Origin of the sequence: Streptomyces sp. NPDC059718, from assembly GCF_042733315.1 — a bacterium.
Classification (GTDB): domain Bacteria; phylum Actinomycetota; class Actinomycetes; order Streptomycetales; family Streptomycetaceae; genus Actinacidiphila.
The window spans coordinates 46903-62633 of sequence record NZ_JBHWGA010000037.1; the positions used below are offsets into that span (position 1 = coordinate 46903).

Here is a 15731-nt window from a genome sequence, read left to right on the forward strand (position 1 = left end):
AGGGGTTCCGGACGCCATCGCACGCAACGACGGTCCGCGCAAAGCCGGTTCACCGACCGGCCTTGCGCGCGAGGGAGATGCCGGCGAACGCCGCGCGGCTGCACGACGCGGCGCGCCTCAGCGCGCGCCCAGTTGCTCCGCCAGGGCCTGCGGGTCCGCGGTCGGCGCCGCGCACACGAAGTGCCGGCAGACGTAGGCCGCGGGACGGCCGTCGAGCAGCGGGCGGTCGGCCAGGAGGGCGTACTCGTCCGTGGCGGGCTCCCCCACCGCGACCACCGCGCCCGGGGCGGTGCCCAGCAGCGCGGTGCGGTGCAGCGCCGCCGTGCCGGCGTCGCCCGCCGGGCCGACCACGGCGACCTCCCGCGGGCCGTCGAGCGCCGCCTCGGCGACCGCCAGCCCCCAGCCGATGAACCGCGGCACCCGTCCGGCGAGGGCGCCCACGACGCCCAGCGCCCCTTCGGCGGCCTCGCGGTGGCGGGAGGAGCCGGTGTACGCGGCGTACGACAGCAGCGCGCCGGCCGCGGCCGTCCAGCCCGAGGGGGCGGCGTTGTCGGTCGGGTCCTGCGGGCGGCGGATCAGCGCCTCGGCGTCGTCTGCGGTGTCGTAGAGCGTGCCGTCCTCCCCGGTGAAGTGCCGCAGCACGGAGTCGAGCAGGAGCCCGGCGAGGTCCAGCCACACGCCCTCGCCGGTCACCGCGGCGAGCGCGAGGAAGCCCTCCGCGACGTCGGCGTAGTCCTCCAGCACGCCGGCGTTGCCGCCCACCGTGCCGTCCCGCGAGGTCCGGGCGAGCCGGCCGCGGGCGTCCATGTGGACCCGCACCAGCAGGTCCGAGGCCTCGACGGCGGCCGCGACCAGGTCCGGGCGCTCGAAGTACGCGCCGGTCTCGGCGAGCGCGGCGACCGCCAGCCCGTTCCAGGCGGCGACGACCTTGTCGTCGCGGCCGGGGCGGGGCCGTCCCTCCCGCGCGGTGAACAGCCGCCGGCGCACCGAGGCGATCCGCCCGGCGTCCACGAAGCCACCGTCGGCGGGGAGTTGGAGCACGGACGCGCCCTCCTCGAAGGTGCCGTCCTCCGTCACGCCGAAGTACTCGGCGGCCAGCGCCGCGTCCTCCTTGCCGAGGACCTCCTCCAGTTCCGCCGGCGTCCAGACGTAGAAGGCGCCCTCGCCGTGGCCGCCGCCCGGCTTGTCGCTGTCGGCGTCGAGCGCGGAGGCGAAGCCGCCCTCGTGGGTGCGCAGCTCGCGCACGAGGAAGTCCGCGGTCTCCAGGGCGACCCGGCGGGCCAGGTCGGAGCCGGTGGCGCGCCACAGGTGCGCGTAGAGCCGGCAGAGCAGGGCGTTGTCGTAGAGCATCTTCTCGAAGTGCGGCACGACCCACTTGCGGTCCACGGAGTAGCGCGCGAAGCCGCCGCCGAGCTGGTCGTAGATGCCGCCGCGGGCCATCGCCTCGCAGGTGTCCCGCGCCATCTGCAGGGCGCCCTCGGAACCGGTGCGGGCGTGGTGCCGCAGCAGGAACTCCAGGGCCATCGACGGCGGGAACTTCGGCGCGCCGCCGAACCCGCCGTACGAGGGGTCGTAGTCCCGGGTGAGCCCCAGCAGTGCCGCCGCGAGCTGTTCCTCCCCCGGGACGGCCGCACCGCCGAGGGTCAGCGAACGTCCGCCCAGGTCCTTCACGATGCTCGCCGCGACCGCCCCGACCTCGTCGCGGCGCTCGCGCCAGGCGGCCTCGACGCCCTCCAGCACCTGCCGGAAGGAGGGCATGCCGTGCCGCGGGGCGGGCGGGAAGTAGGTGCCGAAGTAGAACGGCTCGCCCCCGGGCGTCAGGAAGACCGTCATCGGCCAGCCGCCCTGCCCGGTCGCCGCCTGCACGGCCTCCATGTAGACGGCGTCGACGTCGGGGCGTTCCTCGCGGTCGACCTTCACCGACACGAAGTGCTCGTTGAGGTACGCGGCGGTCGCCTCGTCCTCGAAGGACTCCCTGGCCATGACGTGGCACCAGTGGCAGCTGCTGTACCCCACGCTGAGCAGCACCGGCACCCCGCGGTCCCGGGCCTCCGTGAAGGCCCCCTCGCCCCACGGCCACCAGTGCACCGGGTTGTCGGCGTGCTGCAGCAGGTACGGGGACGTGGAACCGCTCAGTCGATTGACCATGCCCCCAGCCTCACACATCGCGCCGTCCGGCGTCCCGTCCCCGCGCGGCGAGCCCGGTTGCCCGCGGCAACGGACGTTGTCCGCAGCCGTTCGTGCTGATGGAATCGACCGGCGGACGGTGCTGCGAGAGGGGCCGACATGCTGGAGACGGTGGGTCTCACGGCCGCCGAGGCCGAGGTGTACCGGCTGCTGCTCGTCACCGAGTCGGCGTCCGCCGAGGAGATCTGCGGACGTACCGACCTCGGCCCCCCGGCGGTCGGGCGGCTGCTGTTGGCGCTGGAGGCCAAGGGACTGGCGTACGCGCTGGAGGAGAGTCCCGGCGCGTTCGCGGTCATCCCGCCGGAGGTCGCGCTCGTACCCCGGCTGCAGCGCCACGCGGAGGCACTGGAGCAGGACCGGGCGGTCGTGCTCGGGCTGGTGGAGACCTACCGCCGCAGCGCGCGCTCCTGGGGAGCGGGGGAGGCGATCGAGGTCATCAGCGGCGCGGCGGCGCTGCGGCAGCGTCTGCGGCAGCTCCAGGACGGCGTCCGCCACGAGATGCTGTGGTTCTGCAAGGCCCGCCACGTGGCGATGCCCGCGGGCAGCAACCGGGAGGAGTACGACGCGCTGGGCCGGGGCGTGCTGTACCGGGTCCTGTACGAGCAGGCCTACTTCGACGACCCCGGTGCGGTGGACAACGTCGTCAAGGGGGTGCGCGCCGGCGAGGTCGCCCGGGCGGTGCCCAGGCTGCCTCTGCGGATGGCCGTGGCCGACCGGTCGCTGGCCGTCCTCCCGCTGTCCTCCGCCGGTGCGCCGGGCGGTCCGCGGGAGCTCAAGACGGCGCTGGTGCGGGAGAGCAGCCTGCTGGAGGCGCTGATCGACCTGTTCCAGCACTACTGGGAGGTCGGCGCGCCGCTGCGGGTGACCGAGGAGGGGCAGATCGGCGGTGCGGGGCCGGAGGATCCGGCGGCGCCGGTCGCGGAGGACCGGCACCTGCTCTCCCTGATGGTCGCCGGCATGACCGACGAGGCGATCGCCGGGCAGCTGCGCGTGAGCAAGCGCACCGTCCAGCGGCGCATCCAGGGGCTGATGAGCCTCGCGGGCGTCGCCACCCGCATGCAGCTGGGCTGGCACGCGGCGCGCCGCAACTGGCTCTGAGCGGACGGCGGTGCGGGCCCGCCGGACGGATCCGGCGGGCCCTGCCGTGCCGTTCGGCGGCTACTTGAGCAGGTAGGCCTCGATCACGGTCTGCTTGAAGGAGTTGCCCGCCGCGTCCTCGACGTAGGTGCGCAGGCTGACCGAACCGGCCGAGGAGCGGCGCGGGTGGTCCACGGTCACGGTGCGCTTCGTCCCGGTGCCCTTGACCTTGGCCGTGTGCCAGGTCCTGCCCTCGTCGTAGGAGACCTCGGCGGTGAAGGTGCGGACGGGCGACTCGGCTGCGCCGACCGGACGCTGGACCAGGGCCGGGATGTCGAACCGGAAACCGGCCTCGGCCCGGTTCCACTCGTCAAGCCGGGGCGACATGAGCACGGCCATCATCGGCAGTGCCTGCCGGGTCGCCGTCGTCTGCGACCGGAACCGCCACTCGGACTTCAGACGCGTGGAGATGGTGCTGGGGACGAGGTCGCGCTCCTGCTCGAACGTCGCGACGTAGTCGGCGGGGGTGACGTCGGCCGGCACGGTGGCGAACCCCCGGTTCGTCGAGACGACCTCACCGTTGCGTCGCAGCTCCCACTTCGGCCGGCTGCTGGACGTCGTCCCGGCCACCAGGTCGAGGTTCCCGTTGGCGGCGTCCTGGATCGCGAACGTCATGGCGTCGCCCTCGCGGGAGGTGATCACCCACTCGGGCGAGAAGCCCGAGCCCTGGACGCCCTGGTTCCAGCGCTCCTCGAAGGTTCCGGCCCGGTAGCTGTGCAGGCGGCTGAGGAAGCTCTGCCCGTGGGCGTCCGGCCTGGTGAAGAAGTTCTGCTCGAAGACGCTCTGCCAGCGCAGGTCCTCGCTCGGCGAGAAGTAGTCGACCCGCCGGTTCGGGAGCGGGAGTCCGTCCATCCCGTGGACCCAGCGGAGCTTGCCGAGGGACAGCCACACGCTGCGGTACGCGGTGGTGTCCGGCGCGGTGGCGGCGAGCGTGCTGTTGACCGTGGCCAGCTGCGACGTACGGGGGCGGTAGCCGGGATCGGCCGGGATCTGCCCGCGCACCGGCCGGGTGAGGTAGTAGACCGAGGAGGGGTTCCCGTCGGCGCCCGCGGGATCGACCCAGATGGTGCTGACCAGGTAGGTGAACGCCGAGTCCTTGGACGTCGCCGTCGGGACGGCGTACACGTTCGTGATGCGGTCGCCGCCGACCGCGTCGTTCACGGGGACGGAGAACAGGTTGCCGTCCAGGGCGATGGTGCCGACCTCGGCGTACTTGATGCGGGCCGAGCGGTTCGGGGCCGAGACCGTGACGGGCTTCGCCTTCCGGGCGTCGATGGCGACGTCCCGGTCGGCGCTCATCACGACCTTCGGCGCGCCCACCACGGTGGCCTCGGTGTACTCCGCGTCGAAGAGGAAGCCGTTCACGGAGTAGGTCCTGCCGTCGCGCGGCACCCTCAGCTCGGTGCCGGACGTGCCGTGCAGCTCCACCTCGCGGACCTCGCCGTCGGCCGCGGTGACGAGCAGGTAGGCGTGGGCGGGGGCCTTGCCGGAGCGGTCCTTCACGGTGAGGCGGAGGCTGTGCGAGGGCTGCTCGACGTCCATGCCGACCGGGACGCGCACCGAGACGGCCTGGTCGGCGGTGGCCGCGATGACCACGCCGCTGTACGCCGCGTAGGTCGTGGCGGTCTCCGGGCTCGCGGTGACGGCGACGTCGGCGGTGCCGTGGGCGGGCACGGTGACCTGGTCGGCGCCGAGCCGGAACAGGCCCTGCGGCGCGGGCTTGCCCGCGTCGTGGGAGACGTTGAGCGACAGGCCGAGCGTGACGGGCGCGCTGCCCGGGTTGCTGTAGGTGATCGTCTTCTGCACCGGCGGCCGCGGGCCGTCGGACCAGCGGATCTGCCCGAAGTCCACTGCGGTGGTCGCGGCGGTGACCTGCTGGCCGACCGCGCGGGCGACGTCGACCCGGCCCGCGCCCTGGAAGTAGGCGCCGCGCTCCTTGCCGGCCGCCGTCGACTGCATCAGCTGGCGCTTGACCTGCTCGGGCGTCCAGTCGGGGTGCTGCTGGAAGAGGATGGCGGCGGCACCGGCGACGTGCGGGGTCGCCATCGAGGTGCCGTCCATCGCGGTGTAGCCGTCCTCGGCGGTCGTACCGCCCGCCCGTGCGGCGACGACGCCGACGCCGGGTGCGACGAGGTCGGGCTTGAGGCCGAAGTCGCCCACCCGCGGGCCGATCGAGCTGAAGTGGGCGAGCTCGTCGTCGAGGTCGGTGGCGCCGACGGCGAGCGCGCGGTCGGCGGAGGCGGGGGAACCGACCTTGCCGGGACCGCTGTTGCCGGCCGCGGCCACGACCAGGACGCCGTGGTCACGGGTGACGCTCTCGACCATAGCCTCGAGGGCGTCGGTCTCCGGGGTGTCGGTGTCGCCCAGGCTGAGGCTGATCACCTTGGCGCCGCGCTCGGCGGCCCAGGCCATGCCTTCGAGGACGTCGGAGTCGTCGCAGGAGCCGGCCGCGTTGCAGACCTTGCCCGACAGGATCCGCGCACCGGGCGCGACACCCTTGAACCGGCCGTCGGAGGCCGCGCCGGAACCGGCGACGGTCGAGGTGACGTGGGTGCCGTGGCCGTTCAGGTCGTCCGTGTCCGCCTCGGCGGTGAAGTTGGCGGACTCCTCGATGAGGCCCCCCAGGTCCGGGTGGTTCGGGTCGTACCCGGTGTCGAGCACCGCGACCTTGACGCCGTCGCCCCGGTAGCCCTTCGCCCAGGCCTGCGGTGCCCCGATGTGCGGCACCGTCCGGTCGAGCCGGACCTTGGAGCGGCCGTCGAGCCAGACCCGGCGGATGCCCGCGCCGAAGGACGTGGCGCCCGCCTCGGCGGGGGCGATGTCCTTCCAGAACTCCGCGGCGCCCGCGCGGTCCTGGCCGAGGGTCGCGAAGGAGGTCCCGGCGATGGTGCGGACCCCGTCGGCACCGGCCGCGGTGAGCCGGCGCCCGGCGGTGCCCGCGTCACCCGTGTACTCGACGATGAGCGGCAGCCTCGACCGCTCGGCGTACTTCCCCCTGGCCAGGGCCGAGACGTTGAACAGCGCCTTGTCGAGGCGGTCCGCCGCGAGCAGGGGCAGCGCGTCGACGGGTATGACCGACCAGTCGCCGCCGTTCTGGCGCTTGACGAAGGTGATGTGCTCCCGGCCCGCGGCCGGTTGGACCGAGACGCTCTGCCCGCCCGACGGGGCCGTCTCCAGCGTGACGCGGTCGCCGGTGATCAGGGTGACGTGGTGCCGGGCGGATCCGGTGGACCCGGCCGCCTCGCCCCGCACGGCCGCGTCGGCCCGCTCGGTGCCCTGGGCGGCGCCGGGGGTGGCGGTCAGACCCGCCAGCAGCGCGGCGAGGGCAGCGGCCGCCACATACTGCGGCCGAGGGGTTCCGACCCTCGGCCGCCACCTGTAGTTCATCTGTCTCATGGGGCGACAGCGTGGCCCCGTCACCGGGCGGCGGTCAGCACTTCCACCTGTCGGTCAGAGGACAAGTCACCTTTCCGCCACGACGCATGAGCCGCAAAGGTGCTCAAAAGGCGTTCCAGCCGCCGCCCGGGGCGGGCCGCCCGGGCACGTCCGGACGTGTCCGCCCGCGCACGCGGTGTCGCGATGTGACGTGTTCGGCAGGACACTTGGGGACGGGCGGCTACCGAGGGGGCCATGGGTGACGAAGCAGACGCCGCGACGGCGGACGCAACTGAGCACGTCCGACAAGGCCGAGGTGTTACGGCTGCTGGAACGCGCCGTCGCCGGTGAGCCGCAGGGCGGGCGCTCCGGCGAGGCGGAGGAGGCGCTGCGGCAGGCCCGGGCGGCGGTCGACGAGATAGCGGCCGCGGCGGCGGCCGAGTACGGGGTGTACACCGACGCGCTGGCGGCGGAACGCTCGGGCCGCCGGTCGTCGCTGGTCACCCCCGCGCTGGTGACCGCCGTCGCCGCCGTCGCGGCATGCGTGGCGGACCTCGGCTGGGGCACGCCGACCTCCACCGCGCTGGGCGTCGGCGGCGTGGTGGCGGTCGCCGGTGCGGCCGTGACGGCCGCGCTGGCGACGGGCGGTGGCGGCACCCGGCCGCAGGACCTGCGGCAGGTCTGGCTGGAAGCCGTGGAACAGCGCGGTGTACGGCCGTTCCTGGAGCGCCGGCGCGCCGCGCCGGCCCCCGCGAAGGTGCCGGCGCAACGCCGCACCGACCGCAGCGCCGCCGCGCGGGGGCGCAGCGTCCTGGAGCAGTCCTTCGCCCAGCTTCCCGCCACCGAGGGGCCGTTCGCCGGCCGCAGGGACCCTCTGCGGCAGATCGCCCAGTGGGTGCACCAGGCGCGGGTCTCCCCGGCCTCGGAGCCCGTCGTGGTCGTCCTGCACGGCCAGGCCGGTTCCGGGCGCACCACGCTCGCCGTGCGCGCCGCCCAGCAGCTCAAGGACCAGTTCCGCGGCGCCTGCGTCGTCGACCTGCGCGGCGCCGCTCCCGGGGAGCGCCCGCTGCCCGTACGGGACGCGCTGCTGCACCTGCTCAACCGGCTCGGGGCGCCCCGCGAACAACTCCTGTTCCGCGAGCGCACCTCCCAGGAGCAGCATCTGCGACGGCTGGCCGACCAGTACCAGAAGCACCTCACCGACGTGCCCGTCGTCATCGTCCTCGACGACGCCGCCGGACCCGAGCAGATCCGCGCCCTGGTCCCGGAGCGCTCCGACAGCCTCGTCCTGGTCACGTCGGCGGAACCGCTCTCCCTCGACGTGCCTGCGGCCCGCGTCTACGCCCTGCCGGTCGACCCGCTCGGGGCGGAGGCGTCACGGGAGCTGCTGGCCGGCCTGTCGTCCGGCGCCCTCACGGCGGCGGACGGCGCCGGTGCCGCCGACGCCGTACGGCGGCTGTGCGGCGGGCTGCCGCTGGCGCTGCGCATCGCGGGCAGTTCGCTGCCCGACCGGGGCGCGGAGCGGCTGGCGGCCGACCTGGCGGCGTACGGCCCGGTGGGCCCGGTCGACCGGGCGCTGGCGCTGCGCTACCACGACCAGCCCGAGCCCGCCCGCCGGCTGCTGCGGCGGCTGGCGCTCGCCGGGCGGACGAGCCTCGGCGCGGCGGCCGCCGCGGCCCTGCTGGGGGCGGAGGAGCAGGAGGCTGCCCGGCGGCTGGGGGAACTGGCCTCGGCCGGTCTCATCGAGCACGTGCGCGGCAGCCGCTACCGGCTGCACGACCTCGTACGGCGCTTCGCGCACGCGCGCCTGCTGGACGAGGAGGACCCGGCCGAGCGGGCGGCCGCCCAGGAGCGCCTGATCCGCAGCTACGCCGAGCTGGCGGACGCGGTCATCCGGCTCGTCGACGGCCGGACCTCGACCCGCGCCGACCGCTTCGGGCCGCAGGGCTTCCCGTCGCTGGACCAGGCGCTGCGCTGGCTGGACGAGGAGTCGAGCTTCATCACCGCGGCGCTGCGGCACTCCGACGGCGTCGACCAGCGGGTGGTGCAGCACCTGCTCGGCGCGCTGTGCGACTACTGCCTGCTCCGCGGCGACCTGTACCGGCTGGGCGAGATCAGCGAGCTGGCCCAGGCGCACCAGCGGGAGGCCGACCAGTCGGTGCTGGTCCGCTCGGTGCAGTGGCGGACCGGCATCGCCGCGCGGCAGCTCGGCGAGCTGGACAAGGCCCGCTCGACGCTGTCGTCGGTGGTCGACCTGTACTTCGAGGCGCACCACCCGGCGGGCGCCGCCCGCGCCCTGTGCAGCCTGGGCATCACGCTGCACCAGCAGGGCGGCCTGCGGGAGGCGGAGGCCAAGTTGCGGGAGGCCCTGGAACTGCAGGCCGGCGACGAGCTGCGGGCCGACCGGGCCTGGACGCAGCACGCACTGGCGGCGGTGCTGCGCGACGCCGGCCGGCTGGCGGAGGCGCACGGGCTGCTGGCCGAGTCACTGGCCCTGCACCGGGAGAGCGAGAGCGTGCACGGCGAGGCCTGGGCCCACCTGCAACTGGGGCAGTTGCTGCTGCGGCTCGGCGACGCCGGGCGCGGCGAGACCGAGCTGCGTACCGCGGGCGAGTGCTACGCCGCGACCCGCGACCCCCGCGGTGAGGCCTGGACCGTCACCCAGCTCGGCCGCGCCCGCCTGCTGCGCGGGGACGCCGGCGCCGCCCAGCACCTGCTGGGCGACGCCCTGGCCCGCCACCGCGCGAACGAGGACGCCCGCGGCGAGGCGTGGTCGCTGTACTACCTCGGCCAGGCGCTGGAGGAGGGCGGCGAACTGGACGCGGCCCTGCGGGCCCTGGAGCGCTCCCGCACCATGTTCAGCCGGATGCGGGACGTCTACGGGCTGGCCTGCGCCCGCCACCACTCCGGCCGGGTCACCCGCGACCAGCGGGCGGCGCTCACCGGCAACCTGCGCAACAGCGGTTTCGCCCGCCAGCTCCTGCAGGACGCCCGCGCCGACTTCCACCGCGTCGGGGTGCCGCACGGCGAGGGCTGGTCCTGTGTGGAGCTCGCCGTCGTCGACGCCGGCAACGGGCGGGTCCCGGCGGCCCTGGAGCTGGTGCGGGAGGCGGAGCGGCTCTTCGCCGGCATGGACGACCGGCGCGGCCTGGCGTGGGCGCGCTTCCTGCAGTGCACGCTGCTGCCGCTGCTCTCCCGCGAGGGCGCCGCCGAGGCCCGCGGGCGGCTCGCCCGGCTGACGGACGACCCGTACGAGGGCCGCGACCTGGACCTGCAGGAGTACGCGGAGGCCTACGCCCTTCTGCTGGAGCGCGGCGTGGAGCCGGGCACCCCGTGGGAGGCCTGGCGGCTGGGCATGGTGCCGTCGCGGGGCGCCCGCATGGTGATGGCCGTGCCGGTGGACCGGGCGGTGGAGGGCTGAGGGCCCGGCCCAGCGTGTCACCCGCTCCGGGACGTCCCACGGGCGACAATCGCGACGGGGACCGACCGCGAGAGGACGAACCATGGACCGGCTGCCCGCTGCGCTCCAGCCCATCCGCGACCGGGAGCAGGCGCTGCCGCGCGAGGCCAGCATCTACCACGAGAGTCCGGTGCGGCACACGATCACCTTCGCCTGGGAGGCGCCGGACGCCGTCGACGACGGCCTCGCCGTGATCGTCTCCAGCGGGGCGCTCCCCGTACCGGCCGTCGGCGGGCACGTCGCCGTGCACGACCACGACGTGCGGGTGGTCGCGGTGCGGACCTCGTACACCCGCTCCGACGACGAGGGCGTCCCGCTGCTCTTCACACGGGTCACGGTCGCCGCGCCGGAGTGAGCGCGCCGCCGTACCCCCTCCCGTGCCGGGAGGGGGTGTCCGGCGTGCCTCAGCCCTTGCGGCGGGGGCCCTCGGCGCCGGAAGCGGCGGAGGCCTTGGCCGGCTCCGAGGGCTGCCCGGCCTGCCCCGCCTGCTCCTGCTCCGGCTGCTCCTCGAAGTCGATCTTCTTGAACTGCTTGTTCATGTTCTTCATCAGCCACCACAGGGAGAGGCCGATGAGGGCGAAGATGACGAAGCCGAGGAGGCCGGGCGTCACCTTGTTCTCGTCCAGGTCCTTGACGGCGAGGGGGACGAGCTGGGCTGCGGCCGTGCCGAGTGTCGCGTTCACGCGCTCAATTCTCCCGGATGCCCGCGAAGAGGTCGTCCTCGGGGAGGGAGGTGTCCACCCGGGACTTCGCGAGCTCGTAGTCCTCGGTCGGCCAGATCTCCTTCTGGAGCTCCATCGGGACGTGGAACCAGGCGCCGTCGGGGTCGATCTGGGTGGCGTGGGCGAGCAGCGCCTTGTCCCGGATCTCGAAGAAGTCCGCGCACGGCACGTGCGTGGTGATGTTGCGTTCCGGCCGGTCGGCGGTCTGCCAGCGCTCCAGCCACTCCCCGTACGGGGACTCCAGGCCGCGGGCGAGCAGGGCCTCGTGCAGGGCGACGGTGCGCTGCCGGTTGAAGCCCTGGTTGTAGTAGAGCTTCAGCGGCGTCCACGGCTCGCCGGCCTCGGGGTAGCGCTCGGGGTCGCCCGCGGCGTCGAAGGCGACCATCGAGATCTTGTGGGTCATGATGTGGTCGGGGTGCGGGTAGCCGCCGTTCTCGTCGTACGTGGTGATCACGTGCGGGCGGAACTCGCGGATGAGCTTCACCAGGGTGCCCGCGGCCTCGTCCACGTCCTGGAGGGCGAAGCAGCCCTCGGGCAGCGGGGGCAGCGGATCCCCCTCGGGGAGCCCGGAGTCGACGTAGCCGAGCCAGGACTGCTGGACGCCGAGGATCTCGCGCGCCTCGTCCATCTCCTTGGCGCGGACCTCGTGGATGTGCTCCTCGATGTACGTGTCGCCCTGCAGTTTGGGGTTGAGCACGGAACCGCGCTCGCCACCGGTGCAGGTGGCGACCAGGACGTCGACGCCCTCGGAGACGTACCTGGCCATGGTGGCCGCGCCCTTGCTGGACTCGTCGTCGGGGTGTGCGTGCACGGCCATCAGTCGCAGCTGCTCGGTCAAGGTCGGATCCTCAGTCATGGGTCGTAAGTAGCGGCTTCTATAGTGACCGAAGCGAGGGGCTGTTTGATTCCAAGGCGGGATTCCCCGGGCCCCGGGAGGACTGAACGATGAGCGCGGTGCGCGACGGACTGCCCCAGGGACGGTACGGGCGGGAGGCCGAGGACGACGCGCGTGCGGACCGCAGGCTGCGCCTCGTCGGCTCGGTGCTCGGTGTGGTGCTGCTGCTGTTCGTCGGCTGGATCGGCTGGGACAAGCTCACCGGCACGCAGGTCAGCGCCGAACTGATCAAGTTCCAGGTCGTCTCCGACCAGGAGGTCCAGGTCCACATCGAGGTGCGCAAGGACACAGGGGTCACGGCGGTCTGCACCCTGCGTTCGCTCGCCGAGGACCACAGCGAAGTCGGCCGCAAGGACGTTCGCCTCAATCAGCACACCGGTCGCATCGACACCGTCGTCACCATTCGCACCACCAGTCGCGGCACTACCGCGGAACTGGTCGGCTGCCAGCCCGCCCGATGATCCGACCTGCCCGGTCATTCGCCCCCTGACCTGCGTTTATCGCTTCTTGATGATTTCCCTCTCGCCGATTGTCGGGGGGAATTGTTACGCTCGTGGTTTCGCCCTCCCGCGAAGACGCATCTTTTTGGGTAGGGCGTTCATTTGTAAGCAAGCGAGTTCGAGTACGACGAGGAGCACCTGTGACCCAGACCAGCGAGAACGTCACCTGGCTGACCCAGGAGGCGTACGACCAGCTCAAGGCAGAGCTGGAGCACCTGTCGGGTCCCGCACGCACCGAGATCGTCGCCAAGATCGAGGAAGCCCGTCAGGAAGGCGATCTCAAGGAGAACGCCGGTTACCACGCGGCGCGTGAGGACCAGGGCAAGCTGGAGCTCCGGATCCGCCAGCTGACGCAGCTCCTGCAGCACGCCAAGGTGGGCGAGGCGCCGGCGGACAACGGCGTGGTCGCGCCCGGCATGGTCGTGACGATCGCCTTCGACGGCGACCCCGACGACACCCTGACGTTCCTGCTCGGCTCGCGCGAGTACGTCTCCTCCGACCTGGAGACCTACTCGCCGCAGTCCCCGCTCGGCTCGGGCGTGAACGGCAAGAAGATCGGCGAGGACGCGACGTACGAGCTCCCGAACGGCAAGAAGGCCTCGGTGCGGATCATCGAGGCCAAGCCGCACAGCGGCTGACGCCGCCCCCAAGACGCGGACGAGCCCCCGGCCGGAAGGCCGGGGGCTCGTCGTGTGCCGCGGGCGTGCGCCCGCGGGCCGGGATCAGGCGGTCGCCGAGCGGTACTTGCGCACCGCGAGGGTGCGGAAGACCAGGATGATGACGATCGACCACAGCACCGAGGCGAGCACCGGGTGCTGCATCGGCCAGACGTCCGGGGTCTGGTAGTTCGGCGGCAGGTTGCCGAACAGCTCCCGGCAGGCCAGCACGGTGGCGCTGAACGGGTTCCACTCGGCGATGTGCCGCAGCCAGGGGGTCATCTGGTTGGAGTCCACGAAGGCGTTCGAGATGAACGTCAGCGGGAACAGCCAGATCAGACCACCGGAGGTGGCCGCCTCCGGGGTACGGACGGACAGGCCGATCAGGGCGCCGATCCAGGAGAAGGCGTAGCCGAGCAGGAGCAGCAGGCCGAACGCCGCGAGCGCCTTGGGCAGGCCCTCGTGGACGCGCCAGCCGACGAGCACGGCGACGATGGCGAGCACCACGACGGTCAGGGCGGTCTGCACCAGGTCCGCCAGGGTGCGGCCGGTGAGCACCGCACCGCGGGCCATGGGCAGCGACCGGAAGCGGTCGATGAGGCCCTTGTGCATGTCGTCCGCGATGCCCGCGCCGGCGCCCGCGGTGGCGAAGGTCACGGTCTGGGCGAAGATGCCGGCCATCAGGAACTCGCGGTAGAGCGCGGGGCTGGTGGAGCCGCCGACGTTCATGGAGCCGCCGAAGACGTAGCTGAACAGCACCACGAACATGATCGGCTGCACGAGGCCGAAGATCACGACCTCGGGGATGCGCAGCATGCGGATCAGGTTGCGCCGGGCGACCACCAGCGAGTCGCGGACGGACTGCACGATCGGGTTGGAGGTGCGCGGCGCGCTGGTGGAGACCGCGTCGGTCACCGTGGTCACTGGGACTCCTCTTCCTTCTCCTCGGCGGCGTGGCCGGTGAGGGACATGAACACGTCGTCGAGCGTGGGCCGGCGCAGACCGATGTCGTCGATCTCGATGCCGCGGGTGTCGAGCTCACGGATGACCTCGGCGAGCAGCTTGGCGCCGCCCGTGACCGGCACGGTGATCCGCCGGGTGTGGTTGTCCACGGTGGTCTCGCCCTTGCCGAAGCCGTTCAGCACCTCGGTGGCGGTCACCAGGTGGTCGCGGTCGTGGACGACGACCTCGACGCGCTCGCCGCCGGTCCGCGCCTTGAGCTCGTCGGAGGTGCCGCGGGCGATGACCTTGCCGTGGTCGATCACGCAGATGTCGTGGGCGAGGTGGTCGGCCTCCTCCAGGTACTGCGTGGTGAGCAGCAGCGTGGTGCCGCCGGCGACCAGGTCCTGGATGACCTCCCACAGCGCGAGGCGGTTGCGGGGGTCGAGGCCGGTCGTCGGCTCGTCCATGAACATCACCGGCGGCCTGACGACCAGCGCGGCCGCCAGGTCGAGCCGGCGCCGCATGCCGCCGGAGTAGGTCTTGGCCGTACGGTCGGCCGCCTCGGCGAGGTTGAAGCGATCGAGCAGCTCCGCCGCGCGGGCCTTCGCGTCCCGGGCGCTCATCTGGTAGAGCTGGCCGACCATCTGCAGGTTCTCGCGGCCGGTGAGGTACTCGTCGACCGCCGCGAACTGACCGGACAGGCCGATCTGCCGGCGCACCTCGTTGGGGTGCTTCAGCACGTCTATTCCGGCCACGACGGCCTTGCCGCTGTCGGGCTGCAGCAGGGTGGTCAGGACGCGTACGGCGGTCGTCTTCCCGGCCCCGTTGGGGCCGAGGAGGCCCAGGACGGTCCCCTCAGGGACGTCGAGGTCCACTCCGTCCAGTGCCCGTACGTCACCGAAGGTCTTCACCAGACCTTCGGCATGGATGGCGCCTGGCATGCGATGTCTCCGATTCGGGGCTTGGGGTGCATGGGGACTGTGCGGGCACGCCGCCGCACGGCAGCGCACCACGATGTGTCGCGAGCATCCCAGACGCGATATATCGCGTCAAGCGGATTTATCCGTGCTCCGCCCTCACGCGTCATCCCGCGTCCACGACACCCTGACTCCACCATGCCGCACCCCACTGACAATCCGGCCCGAACGGCCTCAGAGCAGCACGTACCCAGCCGTCCGCAGGGCCGCCGCCACGGCGGCCCGGTGCTCGGGGCCGCGGGTCTCCAGCTGCAGCTCGACCTCCGCCTCGGTCAGCCCCAACCGAGGATCCGTGCGCACGTGCGCGATGTCCAGCACGTTTGCGTCACTCGCCGAAAGGATCTCCAGCAGCGCCGCCAGGGCTCCCGGCCGGTCCGTGAGCCGCAGCCGGAAGGACATGTAGCGCCCGGCGGCCGCCATGCCGTGCCGCAGGGTGCGCTCCATCAGCAGCGGGTCGACGTTGCCACCGGACAGCACGGCGACGACCGGCCCGTCGAAGGCCTCCGGCCGCGACAGCAGAGCCGCCACCGGGCTCGCCCCGGCCGGCTCGACCACCAGCTTCGCCCGCTCCAGGCACAGCAGCAGCGCGCTGGACAGCTCGTCCTCGGTGACCGTGCACACCTCGTCCACCAGGTCCCGGACGATGGCGAACGGCACCTCCCCGGGGCAGCCCACCTTGATCCCGTCCGCCATGGTCGCCACCGCGTCCAGCGCCACCGGCCGCCCCGCCGCCAGCGACGGCGTGCAGGCGGCCCCCCCCCCCCCCAGCACGCCCACCACCCCCCCCACCCGCCCCCCCCACATCACCCCCCCCCCCCCACCCGCCCCCCGCCCCCCCCCCCCCCACCCCCCCACCCTACGGCCCCCCAACCGGCACAGG

12 protein-coding genes are annotated in these 15731 nt (G+C 73.3%); 5 read left to right on the forward strand and 7 right to left on the reverse strand.

All coding sequences use genetic code 11. From position 1 onward, the window contains the following. Nucleotides 1-117 precede the first annotated feature (117 nt). Entirely contained in the window at nucleotides 118-2148 is a 2031-nt protein-coding gene (locus ACFV3E_RS33090) for a thioredoxin domain-containing protein (RefSeq protein ID WP_500538089.1), read from the reverse strand. Nucleotides 2149-2286: 138 nt separating this feature from the next. Here ACFV3E_RS33090 and ACFV3E_RS33095 point away from each other — a divergent pair, with 138 nt between their 5' ends. Continuing rightward, the gene (locus ACFV3E_RS33095) at nucleotides 2287-3285 is read left to right on the forward strand and encodes a helix-turn-helix domain-containing protein (protein WP_500538090.1); all 999 of its coding nucleotides are present in this window, start codon (nucleotides 2287-2289) and stop codon (nucleotides 3283-3285) included. Nucleotides 3286-3345: 60 nt separating this feature from the next. Here the strand turns inward: ACFV3E_RS33095 and ACFV3E_RS33100 are convergent, their stop codons facing one another. Continuing rightward, nucleotides 3346-6663: a S8 family serine peptidase gene (locus ACFV3E_RS33100; RefSeq protein ID WP_500538092.1), complete on the reverse strand. Its 3318-nt coding sequence runs from the start codon at nucleotides 6661-6663 to the stop codon at nucleotides 3346-3348. Between the two features lie 328 nt (nucleotides 6664-6991). On the opposite strand from ACFV3E_RS33100, the gene ACFV3E_RS33105 reads away from it, so the two are divergent. Both ACFV3E_RS33105 and ACFV3E_RS33110 read left to right on the forward strand, forming a co-directional pair. After that, the gene (locus ACFV3E_RS33105; protein ID WP_500538144.1) at nucleotides 6992-10120 is read left to right on the forward strand and encodes an AAA family ATPase; all 3129 of its coding nucleotides are present in this window, start codon (nucleotides 6992-6994) and stop codon (nucleotides 10118-10120) included. An 82-nt stretch (nucleotides 10121-10202) separates the two neighbouring features. Beyond that, nucleotides 10203-10514, forward strand: a complete 312-nt coding sequence (locus ACFV3E_RS33110; RefSeq protein ID WP_500538094.1) for a hypothetical protein — start codon at nucleotides 10203-10205, stop codon at nucleotides 10512-10514. Nucleotides 10515-10563: 49 nt separating this feature from the next. Here ACFV3E_RS33110 and ACFV3E_RS33115 read toward each other — a convergent pair whose 3' ends face one another. Next, complete coding sequence (locus ACFV3E_RS33115) at nucleotides 10564-10842, reverse strand: hypothetical protein (protein WP_500538096.1); 279 nt, start codon at nucleotides 10840-10842, stop codon at nucleotides 10564-10566. A 4-nt stretch (nucleotides 10843-10846) separates the two neighbouring features. Next, nucleotides 10847-11719 carry a mycothiol conjugate amidase Mca gene (mca, locus tag ACFV3E_RS33120; protein WP_500326843.1) on the reverse strand — a complete coding sequence of 291 codons (873 nt, stop codon included), beginning with the start codon at nucleotides 11717-11719 and terminating at the stop codon, nucleotides 10847-10849. A gap of 107 nt (nucleotides 11720-11826) precedes the next feature. On the opposite strand from mca, the gene ACFV3E_RS33125 reads away from it, so the two are divergent. Together ACFV3E_RS33125 and greA are read left to right on the forward strand one after the other, a co-directional pair. Continuing rightward, complete coding sequence (locus tag ACFV3E_RS33125) at nucleotides 11827-12237, forward strand: DUF4307 domain-containing protein (protein ID WP_500538098.1); 411 nt, start codon at nucleotides 11827-11829, stop codon at nucleotides 12235-12237. A gap of 179 nt (nucleotides 12238-12416) precedes the next feature. Then, nucleotides 12417-12914, forward strand: a complete 498-nt coding sequence (gene greA / locus ACFV3E_RS33130) for a transcription elongation factor GreA (protein ID WP_499513667.1) — start codon at nucleotides 12417-12419, stop codon at nucleotides 12912-12914. Nucleotides 12915-12998: 84 nt separating this feature from the next. Here the strand turns inward: greA and ACFV3E_RS33135 are convergent, their stop codons facing one another. The 3 genes from ACFV3E_RS33135 to ACFV3E_RS33145 all read right to left on the reverse strand — a co-directional run. Next, nucleotides 12999-13856: an ABC transporter permease gene (locus ACFV3E_RS33135; RefSeq protein ID WP_500366794.1), complete on the reverse strand. Its 858-nt coding sequence runs from the start codon at nucleotides 13854-13856 to the stop codon at nucleotides 12999-13001. Next, entirely contained in the window at nucleotides 13853-14815 is a 963-nt protein-coding gene (locus ACFV3E_RS33140) for an ATP-binding cassette domain-containing protein (protein WP_500538100.1), read from the reverse strand. The genes ACFV3E_RS33135 and ACFV3E_RS33140 overlap by 4 nt, the downstream gene beginning before the upstream one ends. A 210-nt stretch (nucleotides 14816-15025) precedes the next feature. Then, nucleotides 15026-15731 (reverse strand): pyridoxal-phosphate dependent enzyme (locus ACFV3E_RS33145; RefSeq protein WP_500538102.1); only part of this gene is annotated, 706 nt, incomplete at its 5' end.